The organism is Pseudomonas sp. GW821-FHT01A09, assembly GCF_058986725.1.
The window spans coordinates 111,418-125,759 of the sequence record NZ_JBYSWB010000003.1 but is presented as its reverse complement, the minus strand read 5'-3'; the positions used below and the strand labels follow the sequence as shown (position 1 = coordinate 125,759).

General features: G+C 62.2%; 13 protein-coding genes and 1 pseudogene. 7 read left to right on the top strand and 7 right to left on the bottom strand.

The window, feature by feature from the left end; all coding sequences use genetic code 11:
- Positions 1-5 precede the first annotated feature (5 nt).
- The 5 genes from AC3WJP_RS04980 to AC3WJP_RS04960 all read right to left on the bottom strand — a co-directional run bounded on the left by AC3WJP_RS04980 (position 6) and on the right by AC3WJP_RS04960 (position 4,283).
- Positions 6-1,121 (bottom strand): ABC transporter ATP-binding protein, encoded by a 1,116-nt coding sequence (locus AC3WJP_RS04980; protein ID WP_493720119.1) that lies wholly within the window; start codon positions 1,119-1,121, stop codon positions 6-8.
- 101 nt (positions 1,122-1,222) lie between these two features.
- On the bottom strand, positions 1,223-2,032 hold the full coding sequence (locus tag AC3WJP_RS04975; protein WP_493720118.1) for a LuxR C-terminal-related transcriptional regulator: 810 nt from the start codon (positions 2,030-2,032) through the stop codon (positions 1,223-1,225).
- A 130-nt stretch (positions 2,033-2,162) separates the two neighbouring features.
- Complete coding sequence (locus AC3WJP_RS04970) at positions 2,163-2,726, bottom strand: TetR/AcrR family transcriptional regulator (RefSeq protein WP_493720117.1); 564 nt, start codon at positions 2,724-2,726, stop codon at positions 2,163-2,165.
- Positions 2,727-2,929: 203 nt separating this feature from the next.
- Positions 2,930-3,631, bottom strand: coding sequence for a glutathione S-transferase family protein (locus AC3WJP_RS04965; RefSeq protein WP_493720116.1), 702 nt, complete (start codon positions 3,629-3,631; stop codon positions 2,930-2,932).
- 172 nt (positions 3,632-3,803) lie between these two features.
- Entirely contained in the window at positions 3,804-4,283 is a 480-nt protein-coding gene (locus tag AC3WJP_RS04960) for an isochorismatase family protein (protein ID WP_493720115.1), read from the bottom strand.
- Between the two features lie 181 nt (positions 4,284-4,464).
- On the opposite strand from AC3WJP_RS04960, the gene AC3WJP_RS04955 reads away from it, so the two are divergent.
- Entirely contained in the window at positions 4,465-5,172 is a 708-nt protein-coding gene (locus AC3WJP_RS04955; RefSeq protein WP_493720114.1) for a tRNA (adenine(22)-N(1))-methyltransferase, read from the top strand.
- A 6-nt stretch (positions 5,173-5,178) separates the two neighbouring features.
- On the opposite strand, the gene AC3WJP_RS04950 is transcribed toward AC3WJP_RS04955, so the two are convergent.
- The gene (locus tag AC3WJP_RS04950; protein WP_493720113.1) at positions 5,179-6,108 is read right to left on the bottom strand and encodes a LysR family transcriptional regulator; all 930 of its coding nucleotides are present in this window, start codon (positions 6,106-6,108) and stop codon (positions 5,179-5,181) included.
- Between the two features lie 134 nt (positions 6,109-6,242).
- Here AC3WJP_RS04950 and AC3WJP_RS04945 point away from each other — a divergent pair, with 134 nt between their 5' ends.
- The 5 genes and pseudogenes from AC3WJP_RS04945 to AC3WJP_RS04925 all read left to right on the top strand — a co-directional run bounded on the left by AC3WJP_RS04945 (position 6,243) and on the right by AC3WJP_RS04925 (position 11,490).
- Entirely contained in the window at positions 6,243-6,962 is a 720-nt protein-coding gene (locus tag AC3WJP_RS04945; protein WP_493720112.1) for an SDR family NAD(P)-dependent oxidoreductase, read from the top strand.
- 52 nt (positions 6,963-7,014) lie between these two features.
- Positions 7,015-7,176, top strand: a pseudogene (locus AC3WJP_RS04940) (cupin domain-containing protein); the annotation flags it as partial.
- 202 nt (positions 7,177-7,378) lie between these two features.
- Positions 7,379-7,846 carry a DUF2231 domain-containing protein gene (locus AC3WJP_RS04935; RefSeq protein ID WP_493720111.1) on the top strand — a complete coding sequence of 156 codons (468 nt, stop codon included), beginning with the start codon at positions 7,379-7,381 and terminating at the stop codon, positions 7,844-7,846.
- Positions 7,843-9,135, top strand: a complete 1,293-nt coding sequence (locus tag AC3WJP_RS04930; RefSeq protein ID WP_493720110.1) for a PQQ-dependent sugar dehydrogenase — start codon at positions 7,843-7,845, stop codon at positions 9,133-9,135. Before AC3WJP_RS04935 ends, AC3WJP_RS04930 begins: the two co-directional genes overlap by 4 nt.
- Positions 9,136-9,369: 234 nt before the next feature.
- Complete coding sequence (locus AC3WJP_RS04925; RefSeq protein ID WP_493720109.1) at positions 9,370-11,490, top strand: TonB-dependent siderophore receptor; 2,121 nt, start codon at positions 9,370-9,372, stop codon at positions 11,488-11,490.
- A 15-nt stretch (positions 11,491-11,505) separates the two neighbouring features.
- Here the strand turns inward: AC3WJP_RS04925 and AC3WJP_RS04920 are convergent, their stop codons facing one another.
- On the bottom strand, positions 11,506-13,116 hold the full coding sequence (locus AC3WJP_RS04920) for a putative bifunctional diguanylate cyclase/phosphodiesterase (RefSeq protein ID WP_493720108.1): 1,611 nt from the start codon (positions 13,114-13,116) through the stop codon (positions 11,506-11,508).
- 208 nt (positions 13,117-13,324) lie between these two features.
- Here AC3WJP_RS04920 and AC3WJP_RS04915 point away from each other — a divergent pair, with 208 nt between their 5' ends.
- Positions 13,325-14,341, top strand: coding sequence for a transporter (locus tag AC3WJP_RS04915; protein ID WP_493720107.1), 1,017 nt, complete (start codon positions 13,325-13,327; stop codon positions 14,339-14,341).
- The last annotated feature ends 1 nt before the right edge of the window (position 14,342 follow it).

The window sequence follows — 14,342 nt, the reverse complement described above, 5'->3', positions numbered from 1 at the left end:
TGTTTTCAGTGCGCCATGGCCAGGCCACTGGCATGGTTCCAGCCAACGCTGACGACGGCGCCATGTGCGAAGGTGTCCAGGTCCTTTTCCCGTGCCCGCGCGACCCGCACGCAGACCACGCCGAAGGCCTCGGTACGGACGCGGTATTCAGTGCTGTTGCCCAGGTAGATGCGATCCTCGACCTGCCCCGCCAGCACCACATCACGGGCCGGGCCGCTGCCCGGGGCGGCGATGCTGATCAACTCGGGGCGCACCGCGATGCAGCCGGGAGCCTGGGCGCTGAGGGCGACGCCGTTGGGCGTCATCGGGCTGCTCAGTTCCAGGCCCTGGGCGGTGCGCAACACCGCGGTAGCGCCCTGCAGGCGTTGCACGGTGCCGTCGAACAGGTTCGATTCGCCGATGAAGTCGGCGACGTAGCGGCTGGCGGGCGCCTCGTAGAGCTGTTCGGGGCTGGCGGTCTGCACGATCGAGCCGTTGTGCATGACGCTGATGCTGTCGCTCATGGACAAGGCCTCTTCCTGATCGTGGGTCACCAGCACGAAGGTGATGCCGACTTCACGCTGCAGGCGCAGGAGTTCGGATTGCATCTCCTTGCGCAATTTGCGATCCAGCGCCGCCAGAGGTTCATCGAGCAACAGCACCGTAGGCTTGTTGACCAGCGCGCGGGCCAGCGCCACGCGCTGCTGCTGGCCGCCGGACAACTCGCTGGGCTTGCGCGCGCCGTAGCCGCTCAGGCGCACCATCTCCAGCGCTTCATCGGCCAGGCGACGCTGGCTGTTGCGGTCCGGACGCGGGGTGCGATAGCGCAGCCCATAAGCAATGTTTTCGGCGATGGTCAGGTGCGGGAACAGCGCGTAGTGCTGGAACACCATGTTCACCGGACGCTGATAGGCAGGGATGCCAGAGACGTTCTGGCCACCCAGGCGGATCTCCCCGGAAGTCGGCTGCTCGAAGCCGGCGATCATTCTTAGGGTGGTGGTCTTGCCGCATCCCGAACCGCCCAGGAAGGAATGAAACGAGCCGCGCCGAACACTGAAGTTGAGATCGGCCACGGCCTGCAAGTTGCCGTAGAGTTTGCGAACGTTGCAGAATTCGATATCGCTGGGCTGACTCTCGTGCATGGTGGCATCCCGATGAGCATGGCTGTCGTTGAACGAGGGCCACGCTATCAACCGGGGTTTTGCGGTGTATATATCCCCTGAGGGATAGAGTCGTTTTCAGATCAGTCGATCACGCCCATTTCGTGCCCCGCCAGCTCGCGGATAAACAGCCCCAGCAGCTCCGACTGGCTGCCGATGCCGAGCTTGGCGTAGAGATTCTTGCGGTGGATCTTCACCGTACCGACGCTGATGCTCAACTGCTCGGCCACCGACGCCCCGGAATGCCCACGCAACAGCAACTGGACGATTTCGCGCTCCCGGGCGGTGAGGCGATGGGCACCGAACTGCTCGAAGGCTTCGCGGATCTTGTAATCCAGCTCATGGGCCGGCCGCGGCTGCTCGGCGCGCTGCAGCTGCCAGGCCTCATGGATGATCTGCGCCACGACGCCTTGGGCACATTCGAGCCATTGCAGCTCATCGCGACTGAACGCGCAGTTGGCGCTGGCACGCATGAGCGACAGCACGGCCATGGTGCCCTCCTCCAGATCGACGAAAAACGCCACCTCTTCGGCGAGCCCGGTTTGCTGGTAGTAGGTGAGGTAGTACTCGCCCAGATAGAAATGATCGGGCGCAAACTGCCGCAGCCGCCACAGCCCCGGCGCTTGCTGACGGGTGCAGGCCAGGTAGAAAGGGTCCAAAAGGTACGGGCCGCACTGGTAGTCATCGACGTAAATGCGTCGGCTGTCGGCGGTGAACGTATCGAAGAGTGCCAGCGGCCGATGCTGCCCCTCATAGACGAACAGCACGAAATGATCGATCGGGCAGGTCTGCCGCAGCCAGCCGCACAGCGCGGACAGGCGCTGGCGACCGGGCGCCAGGCTATAGACCTGGGCAAGGCCGGTGGTCCAGTTTTTGAGTTCCTTGGGCGTCATGAGCGGGGTACACAGGGCCAGGAAGCGGAGGCTGCATCATAGGCGCCATTGCCAGCTCCGCCAACGGTGGGCAAGAAAAGGATGCACGCTCATTCGCGACTGCAGTACGGGCGCCAATGCCCACTGCCGATCACGCCGGCAGCGGTCCGCAGGCACGGTAAGCGGCGATCAGCGTATCGAACAGCGCGATGTCCGCGCGACTTCTGGCGAGTAGCTGGGCCCCGGCCACGGCGGCAAAGATCGCCCGCGCCCGGACTTCACTGTCTGCTGGCATGCAGATCTCGGCCGCCACCAGCAGCTTGCACAGCCAAGCGACATTGACCTCGGCGAACGCCTGGATTTCCCGGGTCATTTCAGCAGGCAGGTTATCGGTCTCGGCACCCACGAAGCTGGCCAGGCAAAGACGATTGTCCGCTTCCAGCGAGCGCCGAAAAATTTCGGGAAAACGCCGCAAGGCATCCACAGGGTTTGGGCTTTCCTCACTGATCGCCTCAAGCGCTGCAGCCCCGTCCTGCCAATAGCGCTGGGCAACCGCGACCCCCAGATCGGCCTTGCTCGGAAAGTGGTAATAGATGCTGGCTGCCTTGATCCCGACTGCCGTGGCCAGATCGCGAAAATTCAGGCCGTTGTAACCCTGTGACTGGGCGATGTTTCTGGCGGCCAGAAGTATGGCTTCGCGGGCGTTGATGGTCATGGTGGGCCTTTCGCCCGGTGGGCGATCGCTGGAAAAAATGTGCCGCAATGCTAAATCAAAAATCTACCTTTTGTTAGGTAGAGCCACGCTGGGCTCCGGTCCGTCTCGACTGACAGGGACGCGTCATCACGCTGTCCCGTTGCTTTCATCGAGCACGCCAGGTCATGGCGGTCTCGATGATTACACCACAAACATCCTGGGCGTCACGCGGCCGGCGCATCCAGTTCCGGGATGCCACTGCTGCGATCGGCATAGGCCGCCTTGAAGCTTGGACGTGCCTGCCAGCGCTGCCAGTAGAGGTCCAGAAACTCGAAGCGCTCGTCCAGCGGCGTGGCGTTGACCGGGAATTTGGAGAATGCAATGGCGGTTGCCAAGGTGATATCGGCAAAGGTCGGCTCAGCACCGCCCAGCAGCCATTCACGGCCATCGGACAAATGCCGGTTGACCAATGCCGCGTGGGTCAGCGCCTCCTTGCGGCAGTGTTCGCCCCAGGCTTCGTTCTTGGTCAGCTCCAGCTTGAAACCCAAGCCGGTGTGCAACACATGAAACGCCGTGACGATGCGATAGAGGATGTGCACCCACACGCGGTTGTCCCACATGTTATCGAGGCCTTGCTCCAGCGCAGTTTCTCCCATGATCTTGCGGCCGGGGTAGGACTGGTCGAGATAGCGCACGATGGCTGCGGTTTCGGAGATAAAGCTGCCGTCTGCCAATTCGAGTGTCGGCGTTTCGCCCCAGGGGTTCATGTTGAGATGCCGCCAGCCGCGTTGTTCACCGCCGGGGGCCATGTCGTAGACCGTTTCATCGAAGTGGTCGGCAATGCCTTTTTCATGCATGAACAGGCGCAGACGTTGTGGGTTGGGAAAGGCCGAGGGGGAAGTGAACAGCTGGAGTTTAGAGGTCATGGTCAAGCCCGCAGAGAGGTAGGTGGATTAAACTAACAAATGTTAGGTAGACTTACCGTAGCCGACCCCCAACCCTCCGTCAAACCCTATCTAACATTTGTTAGGTTGGCAATTGAGGCGTTGTTTGCTGCCGTTTGGGGAGCACCTACCGATTCTTGTCCCGCTACAGGGCTCATGCACCCAATTCGGCAATCACCTGCGCCCGCGTCGTCACCTGACGGAAGTGATGCTTCCACAGATCGATGCCCAACTGCCCCGACCGGTCCAGCGACGACCCCACCGTGAGGTCAGTGACCAGTGTCGGGTTCAGCCCTGCATCGAACAGCGCAAATCCGGCGGCGAGCACGCAGGTTTCGGTCTGCATGCCACAGACCAGCACGCGCTCGACGCCAAGCTGCTGGAGGTACTCGACGGCCTCGCGCGTCTGTCCGTAGCCATGCTTGACGAACACCTTGTCGGCCTCGACCAGGCTCTCGTCCTCGGCTGCGGGGTGCCAGCCGAGCTGCCGCTCGAAGGGTGTGACCTGCTCGTCGTGCAGCTCGATCGAGGCGACGGTCGGGATCATCGCCGAGAACGCCCGCGCGCCATCGACCAGCCACTCGGGCGGGCTGAAGGTGGACTGGATATCGACGATGAGCAATACCTGGCGCATGGGTTTGTCCGCAAAGCAAAGGGAGGGCGCGGAGTATATCGTTGCCTACCTGCTGTGCCACGCGCAGACGGCTGGTGAAGAGGCTCTGGTCGCAAAAATTTGAAATGCGCTGCATTGCTCGCCAGAATCGCGGCCCGATCCGGCCTCATTGGCGCAGGCGTGAAGTGAACAGGGATTACCGTTGAACGAACACACATTGTCCATCCGCCTGGAGCGCGTGGCGGCGCAGGTTCCGACCGGGGCGCGATTGGCCGATATCGGCTCGGATCACGGCTATCTGCCGGTCGCGCTGATGCGCCGTGGCGTCATCGTCGCAGCAGTGGCCGGCGAGTTGGCACCGACACCGTTCCAAGCGGCCCAAAGAACCGTGCGCGACAACGGCCTTGAGCACCGAATCAGCGTGCGTTTGGCCAACGGCCTGGCGGCGATCGAGCCCGGCGACGGTATCACCGCTATCAGTCTCTGCGGCATGGGCGGCGAGACCATTCGTGACATCCTCGACAGCGACAAGGCCCGGCTGAGCGGTCAGGAGCGCCTGATCCTGCAGCCCAACGGCGGCGAGCAGCCATTGCGGCGCTGGTTGATGGAAAACGGCTATCGCATCCTTTACGAGGAGGTGCTGCGAGAACAGCGTTTCGACTACGAAATCATCGTCGCCGCACGCACCGGCCCCGTGCAGTACTCGCCTCAGGCGCTGTATTTCGGCCCGCTGCAACTGCAGGCCCGCAGCCCGGCGTTCCTGGCCAAATGGCAGCGCCGTTTGCGCGAGCGCCAGCGCACCCTCGCCCAGCTCTCTCGAGCTCGCCAAGGGATACCCGAGGAGAAGCTGCGGGACGTCGAGCAACAGATCCGCTGGATCAGCGAGATGCTGGATGACGTTGGGCGCTGAATCCCCTTACAGCGCCGCGAGTGGATAGGCTTGCTGACACAGTTCGATAACGCTGTTTCTGAGCCAGCGATGCACCGGATCGGCGTCCATCCGCGGATGCCACATCGCCGAGATGGTGATCCGCGATATGGAGGCCGGCAGGTCAAAGGGTTCAAGCCCAGATGCAACGCTGCCCGAAACCAGGTTTCCCAGACACGAACGCGGCACGATGGCGACCAGATCAGACTGCCGAGCGATGCGCATCGCGTCGGGATATCCCGGTACCACGACCGCCACCGTGCGTTTCAGCCCACGGCCCTTGAGGGCGCTCTCCAGGGACTCGATGGCGCTGCCCTCTTGCATTGCAGCGATGTGATTGAACGCCGCAAAGCGCTCCAGCGTTACCGGCGATCCCGCGACCAGTGGGTGTCCGACGCGCGCCACACCGACATAGGCATCATGGAACAAAAAGCGGGTACGAATCTCGGGCGCAGATGTGCCTACCAGACCGATCTCCAGATCGACCAGGCCCTCGCGCAGGGGCTGCGCCTCTTTGTCGGGCTTGGCCACGAAGCGCAGCACGATGCGCGGCGCCAACTGCGTGACTGCCGCCACCACCGGGCCGGACAGCCACTCCATGAATGATTCGCTGGCGCGGATCGTGAACGTCCCTTGCACCATCGCCATATCGACCTCATCAACCTGCGGTCGCAGAATCCCGCGCGCATCACGGGTCAAGGCGTGTACCTGATCGCGCAGTTCAATGGCCCTCGGCGTCGGTACCAGGCCCCGTCCGGCACGCACGAGCAACGGATCGCCGGTCACCCGGCGCAGGCGAGTCAAGGTGCGACTCATGGCCGAGGTACTCAGGTTCAAGCGGATGGCCGCAGCGGTCACGCTGCATTCGGCAAGCAAGGCATCCAGCGCTACGAGAAGATTCAGGTCGACGTTGTTCATGGGAATATCGGCTCGGTTTAAATCGCCTGACCAGGCGTCTGCTGCAACTATATTGTGATTCCTGTGCGCCTACCGCTCCAAGTGCACACATCCTATCGTGGTGATGTTCTCAATCCCCCATGCAGGTTGACTCCATGTCTGAAGACACTCTCCATGAACGACCAGGTACGATTCTCATCATCGGCGCTTCCCGTGGCCTCGGCCACGCCATGGCCACGGAGTTCTTGCACAAGGGCTGGACCGTGGTCGGCACGGTGCGCGCGCACTCGGCCCGCACGCCGCTGCATGACCTGGCAGACGCCTACCCCGACCGGGTCGAAATCGAGATCCTCGACATCCGCGAAACCGGCCAGCTCCACGCTTTGCACGAGCGCCTGAAGGGCAGGACATTCGACATCCTGTTCGTCAACGCCGGCACCACCAACCCGGACCCGACGCAGACGATCGGCGAGGTCTCGACCGAAGATTTCGTCGACCTCATGCTCACCAACGCGTTGGGCCCCATGCGAGTCATCGAGCGACTGCAGTGCTACGTCCCCGACCACGGCACCCTGGGCGTGATGTCGTCAGGACAAGGCAGCATCGGCGACAACCTGACCGGCCAGCGCGAGCTGTATCGCGGCACCAAGGCAGCGTTGAACATGTTCATGCGCAGCTTCGCCGCACGCCAATCCGCCACCGCTCGAGCCTTGGTCATCATGGCGCCCGGCTGGGTACGCACTGACCTGGGCGGCCCGCAGGGGCGTTTGAGCATCGGCGAAAGTGTGCCGAAACTGGTGGATGTGCTGCTGGCAAAACACGGCCGGCCGGGGCTGGAGTATCTGGACTATCTCGGGCGTACGGTGGCTTGGTAGGGGCCGCAAGTTGACGCACGAAGCATTGCGCCCCAGTCTGCTGGCTTTGACGGTATTCGTCGGGCCCGGCGAGCTGTACGTAGTACCGCGGGGTATCGAGCACCGAACCGCCGCCGTCCGTGAAACCCGGTTGCTGATGATCGAGCCGCGAGGAATCCTGAATACCGGGCACGAGGGAGGTGAGCGCACGGCGGAAAATGACGTGTGGATTTGAATGGCGCGCGCCCACGACGTAGCGGCGGCGCGTAGAGCCAGCCACGATCGACGCAACCCAAAGTACCTCGACGCCAAATATCTTTGAACTAACCCTCCGGCGGCAGGATCGTTTTCTATGCGCAGTGAGCGCGGCCCGGGCAGGCCGGTGTATCCGCACCGAGCCCTACGCGCAGGGTCGCTGAACGACATAAGGAGCAATCATGACCGTCACCACCCTCCCCGACTATCGCTACCGGCCTGGGCCGCTGCACGCGATCCTGCTGGCCGGCAGCGTGCCACTGTTTCTGGGCGCCCTGCTAAGCGATGTTGCCTACTACCTGACCTACCAACCGCAGTGGAGCAACTTCGCCGCCTGGCTGCTGTTCGGCGCCGCGCTGTTCAGTGGCCTGGCGCTGGTGTTTGCGCTGGTCAATCTGATCCGGGCCGAGCACAAGGGCGGGCGCCCCACGGCGTACTTTCTGCTGGTGCTGATCAGTTGGGCCCTTGCGGTGTTCAACTCGTTCGAACACGGCAAAGACGCCTTTGCGGTCATGCCCTCGGGTCTGGTGCTGTCGGTGATCGCGGCGCCGCTGATCCTGATCGCCGCCTGGCTCGGCCTGAGCAACCTGCGCGCCACGCCATACCCTGTAGCGAGGGGGCTCGCCCCCGAAAAAGGAGGTCTGGCATGAAGCATTCCATAGCACTCTCCACCCTGAGCATCGCCCTGCTGCTGAGCGGTTGCAACGGCGCAGGCGACGCCACCGAGACCCATGGCGCCAACCCGAAACTGCCAACACCCGAACGTGGCCTGCTGCCGACCATGAAGATCGCCGACCCGGCCGCCTGGGGCGATCAAAAGCCCAAGGTACCCGAGGGCTACAGCATTACCGCCATCGCCAGCGACCTGAAGATCCCGCGCCAGACGCTGGTGCTGCCCAATGGCGACATCCTCGTGTCCGAGGGCAAAGGTGGCACCGAGGCACAGCTCAAGCCCAAGGACGTCATCGCCGCCGTGATCAAGGCCCGCGGCACCACGCCGGTCAAGGGCGGCAACCGCCTGACCTTGCTGCGCGATGCCGACGGTGACGGCGTGTATGAAGTGAAAACGGTATTCGCTGAAAACCTCAACGCCCCCTATGGCCTGGCCTTCGCCAACGGCAAGATTTACGTCGCCAACCAGGATGCGCTGGTGAGCTTCGACTACACCGATGGCCAGACCAAGGCCAGTGGTGCACCGACCACCGTCACCGACCTGCCGGCGCGGATCAATCACCACTGGACCAAATCCCTGGCCGCCAGCCCCGACGGCAAGTGGCTGTACGTGGGGATCGGCTCGAACAGCAACATCAACGAGCGCGGCATGGAGGTCGAGCAGAACCGCGCCCGCGTCTGGCAGATCGATGCCCAGACCGGCGCCCACCGGCCTTACGCCACCGGCATCCGCAACCCCACCTCGCTAACCATTCAGCCCGGCACCGGGCAGTTGTGGGCGGTGGCCAACGAGCGTGACGAGATCGGCCCGGACCTGGTGCCGGACTACCTGACCTCGGTGCGCGATGGCGCCTTCTATGGCTGGCCTTACAGCTATTGGGGCCAGAACGTCGATACGCGCGCGCAGCCGCAGAATCCCGAGCGCGTCGCCGCGGCGATCAAACCGGACTACGCCCTGGGCTCCCACGTCGCGGCGCTGGGCGTGACCTTCTCCATTGCAGCGCTGGGCGACAAGTTCGCCGACGGCGCCTTCGTGGGCGAGCACGGCAGCTGGAACCGCGAGAACCCAGTGGGCTACAAGGTGGTGTTCGTGCCGTTCAGCAACGGCAAGCCTGCCGGCGAGCCGATCGATTTCGCCACGGGCTTCCGCGGTGAAGACGGCAAGACCCGCGGCCGGCCGGTGGGTGTGACCGTGGATCCGAAAGGCGCGCTGATCATCGCCGACGACCTGTCGAACACCGTGTGGAGGGTGACGCGCAACCGTTGAGTCGAAAATTCCGGGTGGCCTGCGCTGGCGGGCCGCCCGGTGTCCCCGCCTGAAAGACTGCATCAATCCCCGCCTGAACGCTCCTTTCTGGACGTATCCGCCCTGATACTCAAAAAAATGTGAAATGCGAATCAATATTTGGTTACTATTCGATCCGATTCGTATCTGAGTGTGTTTCTCATTTGCAGTCGCGCTCGATATTGACGCAAATCCATCCAATCCAGGAATCCCATCTTGAACCGTCGCCTCTCCGCCAGCTTGCTGCTGCTTAGCGCCTGCAGCGCCCTGCCCCTCGCCCATGCCGCCGATGAAGTGGTGCTGCCTTCCACGCAGATTCAGGACAACGCCGTTCAGGGCGACGAGCCGAGCGTGGGGTATCAGGGCAAGCCGGCGTCCAGCACTACCAAGCTGGGGCTGACGGACAAGGAAACGCCCCAGGCGATTACCACCATCACGCGCAAGCAGATGGACGATTACCAGATTAACGGGATTAAGGATGCGCTGCGCTCTGCGCCTTCGGTGACCGTCGAGCAGTCGGAAACTGACCGTACCGAATTCACCTCCCGCGGCTTCGACATCGGTACCTTCGAATACGATGGCATGGGCATGCCCTTCGCCCAGACGATCCTGATAGGTGATCAGGACATGGCCGAATTCGAACAGGTCGACGTGCTGCACGGCGCCAACGGCTTGATGAGCGGCACCGGTAACCCGTCCGCCACGGTCAACTTCGTGCGCAAGCGCCCGACCGATACGTTCCAGGCGCAAATAGATACCAGCGTCGGCTCCTGGGATAGCCGTCGCGTCGACGTCGATGTATCAGGGCCGCTGACTCCTACAGGCAATGTGCGCGGGCGCTTCATTTATGCACATGACAAGGGCAACTCGTGGCTGGATCGCTACAGCCACGAACGCAATGTTGCGGCAGGTCTGCTGGCGTTCGACCTGTCCGATGCCGACACGTTGACGGTGGGTTTTTCGCAACATAACAGCGACTCCAACGGCAGCAGCTGGGGCAACCTGGCGCTGGTCAACGGAACGGACGGCAGCAATTTCACACCGATTCACTACAGCGGGCGCAGCGCCAGCGTCGGGCAGCCCTGGACCTACTGGAACATGCACACCCAACGCGCTTTCGCGGAACTGAAACATGATTTTGGCAACGGTTGGAACGGCACGGTCACCGCTACCGGGATCACCGAGTACCAGAACACCAGCATGCTCTTCGTCAATACGGTGGTGGGCGACGACGCCAACGTATATGCCGGCCAGACCAGCAGCAAAGCTCACGAGATGATCGGCGAAGCCAAGGCGTCCGGGCCGTTCAGCCTGTTTGGCCGTGATCATGAATTGACCTTCGGCGTCAGCTACGGTCGCACCCACCAGAAGGCTCGCGAGTACGATGCCGAAGGCGCCAATTACTTCGACACCTCCTACTCGCAGCTGCTGCACGGCAACATGCCGGAGCCGGTGTTCGACTACACCAGCGACTACGGCATGCAGAACTTCATAGACACCCAGAAAAGTGCCTTCCTCGGAGCACGCTTCAGCCTGGCCGACGACCTACACTGGATCGCCGGTGCACGCATGCTCAGCGCCGATGGTTCAGGCAGCAGCTATGGCTCCGACCACTCCCTGCGCGTGCATGGCAAGGTCACGCCTTACACCGGCCTGGTGTATGACCTGACTCCGCAGTGGAGTGTCTACACCAGTTGGACGCAGATCTTCAATCCTAACTACGCGAGCGTTGGCTTTGACGGTAAGGTCGTTGCTCCGCTTGAAGGCAAAAGCCTGGAAGCCGGCGTCAAAGGCAACGTGATGAATGATCGCCTGAAGTTGCAGGCGGCGGTGTTCAAGACCAATCAGGACAACGTGGTCAACACCAATGACTATGTCTTTGTGAATGGCCAATACCGCTATGGTACCGCCAGCTACAAGAGCCATGGCCTCGAACTGGAAGCCTCCGGCGAAGCTTTGCCGGGACTGGATCTGCTGGGCGGCTACACCTACGCACATATCGAGGATGACGACGATAACAAGGCGCGCAAATACGTACCGACCCACAGCTTCCACGGAATGGCCACCTACCGCCTTCCCGGCCTGCCGAAGGCGCGAGTGGGGACTCGTGTGAGCTGGCAGAGCGCTGTACAGAACGACTCCTACAGCTACATTCGCCAGAACTCGTACGCGGTGGTCGATCTGATGACCAGCTACGACATCGACAGCCATTGGAGTACGGCGCTGAACCTGAACAACATCAGCGACCGCAAATACCTGACATCGTTATACAGCGGCACCGAGAGCAACTACGGCGCCCCGCGCAACCTCACCGCCTCGGTAACCTGGAAGTACTGATCCCCCCTGCGCACTTCACCGTGAGCCCTGCGCCAAGGCGCTCACGGCGAGTGCGCCAGACGAACATTGACACGCTGATGCCAGGGCCTGCGCGGTCGCTTGCGGGCGACCGAACAGATAACCCTGAGCGAAATGGCAGCCGTTGCGCGCCAGCCATTGCGGCAGAAGCGGCAAATGAAACTCCTCGATGCCTTCGGCCGTGACTTGCATGTTCAGGCTGCGGGCCATGCCCAATATGGCCTCGACCATCGGCAGATGGTTGATCGCCCCGGGCTCGAAGAAGGATCGGTCGATCTTGATCTTGTCGATGTTCAAGCGGGTCAGGTGATAGAGCCCGGAGTAACCGGTGCCGAAATCATCCAGCGACACGGTGATCCCGTGGGCTTGCAGCGTGCTCAAGTTGCGCCGCGCGGCATCCAGATTCCCCACCAGCGCCTCTTCGGTGATTTCCAGTTCCAGGCGGCTGCACGGAAAATCCAGCTGCTGTAACTGCGCCAGCAAAGCCTGGGGGAACGCCTCGTCAATGATCATCGCCGCGCTGATATTGAGCGAAAGGCGATAGTCCCCCCGCCACTGTCGAGAAGCCGCACAGGCCTGGGCCAGCAATGACCGGGTCACTGCCGGCAGAAGCCCCAGATCCTCGAGCACCGGCACGAAATCCCCAGGCATGCCGACACTGCCGTCGGGTTTGATCCAGCGCGCGAGAATCTCGAAGCCCACCACCTGTTTACCCGGCAGCGCCACGATCGGCTGGTAGAACGGCACGATTTCCTGTCTTTCGACGGCCAGCGTCAGGGCGAACTGCAGATCGGACAAAGCCCGGCGCTCCAGTTCGTAGTGCGGATCATAGAAGTTGTAGGTCGATCGACCACTCTGCTTGCCCCGGTACATGGCCGTGTCGGCAAAGTGCAGCAAGGTGGAGGCATCGCTTGCATCCACCGTCGAACGGGAAATGCCCACCGTCGCCCCCAGGCCTGAAGGCTTGACGATCTCGGGCATCGGCGCACTCAGGTTGGCGATGACGGTTTCGGCGATCTGCGAAAGCCTCGCGACCTCATGGTCCCCTTGCAACAGTAGACAAAACTCGTCGCCCCCCAAGCGGGCGGCTATCGCACCGTATTCCAAGGCGATGTCTTCCAGACGACTGGCGACCTCGCAGATGACACTGTCGCCGACCGAATGACCGTGGTTGTCGTTGACCGGCTTGAAGTGATCCAGATCGATCAGAAAGATCACCACCGGCCTGGATGCCGCCAGCCACTCGGTCAGCAGGTCCATGAACTTGCGCCGGTTGATCAAACCGCTCAGTGAGTCGTAGTAGGCCAGGGTCTGCGTCTGCGAATGGGCCCATTGCATGCGCCGGTAGCTCATCCGCGTGTTGTTGACCAGGCGCTTGAGCACCAGGATGGGCAGGATCAGCGACATGAAAGAAAACGCCGTCGAGGTCAGCACGAAACGCCAGCGCTCGGCATTCTCGAAGCCGCTCTCGTAAGGCAGGCCGAGCAAGCGCATCGTCCATTCTTCCAGCCGAAACTCCCAGAGCACCGAGATGCCGCCCATGGTCATGACCGCCAACAGCACGATCAGGGTCAAGCGCAGTGGGCTGTAGTGATAGAGGTCAGACATGGGCAATACCGGCGGGGAGAAGATGCATTGACATCATATAGCCATCATTGGTTCTCCGCCTGACCGTCGGTCTTGATGCGGCTAAGGTCTGATAGCTATCGCCCTACCCAGAAACAAACTGACACAAAACTGAAATGACAGCTTGTCATGCTCTGCGCGTGTTCCAGTACGCCAAGGACGGCGACCCCTTCTCGTCCCGCGAGCTTCCATGAACCAAAGCATTGTTCATAACCAGCAGGATTGCGATCTGTTCGGGTTGCTTTACGGCTTCCGCTTTCGTCCAGGCGTTCGCGGTCAGGAGATCGATTCGGTAGCGGCGCTAGGCTGCTTGCACGAGCCCGAGGCGCCGGAGGAGTTCGTCTGGTTGCACCTGAGCCTGGCTCACGCCTCGTGCGAGCGCTGGATGAAAGCCAATCTGGACCTGCCCGAAGAGTTTTTCGAGGCCCTGCACGAAGGCTCGCGCTCGACCCGCATCGAACACATCGACTCCGCCCTGCTGGCGGTAGTCAACGACGTGGTGTTCGATTTCAACATGCTCTCCACCGATATCTCCACCCTGGTGGTGTGCGCCCGCGGTCACCTGCTGATCACCGCCCGGGTGCAACCCTTGCGCTCGGTGGACAAGCTGCGCTCGTCGGTCAAGCGCGGCGAACTGTTCCGCTCGCCACTGGAGTTGCTGGTGCATCTGTTGCGCGATCAAGGCGAAGTGCTGACCCAGTTCTTGCGCCAGACCAGCATCAGCGTCGACCACATCGAAGACCAGTTGCTGTCCCAGCGCCTGAGCAACAACCGCGCGGAACTGGGGGCCATGCGCCGGGTGCTGGTGCGTCTGCAACGTTTGCTGGCGCTGGAGCCAGGGTCGTTGATGCGCTTGCTGCACAAGCCGCCGACATGGCTGCTGGAAGACGACGTGCAGGAGCTGCGTCAATCCACCGAAGAGTCAGCCCTGGTGATCAGCGACCTGACGGCGCTGGTGGAACGCATCAAGCTGTTGCAGGAAGAGATCGCCGCCAACCTCAACGAACAGAGCAACCGCACTCTCTACACCCTGACCGTGGTGACGGTGCTGGCGCTGCCCATCAACATCGTCGCCGGTTTCTTCGGCATGAACGTCGGCGGCATTCCCCTGGCCGCCAACGAGCACGGCTTTTGGGTACTGGTGGCGGTGGTGGCGACCTTCACCCTGATCACCGCGCGCTGGGCGTTTCGCAAGCGCGCGGAGTGAC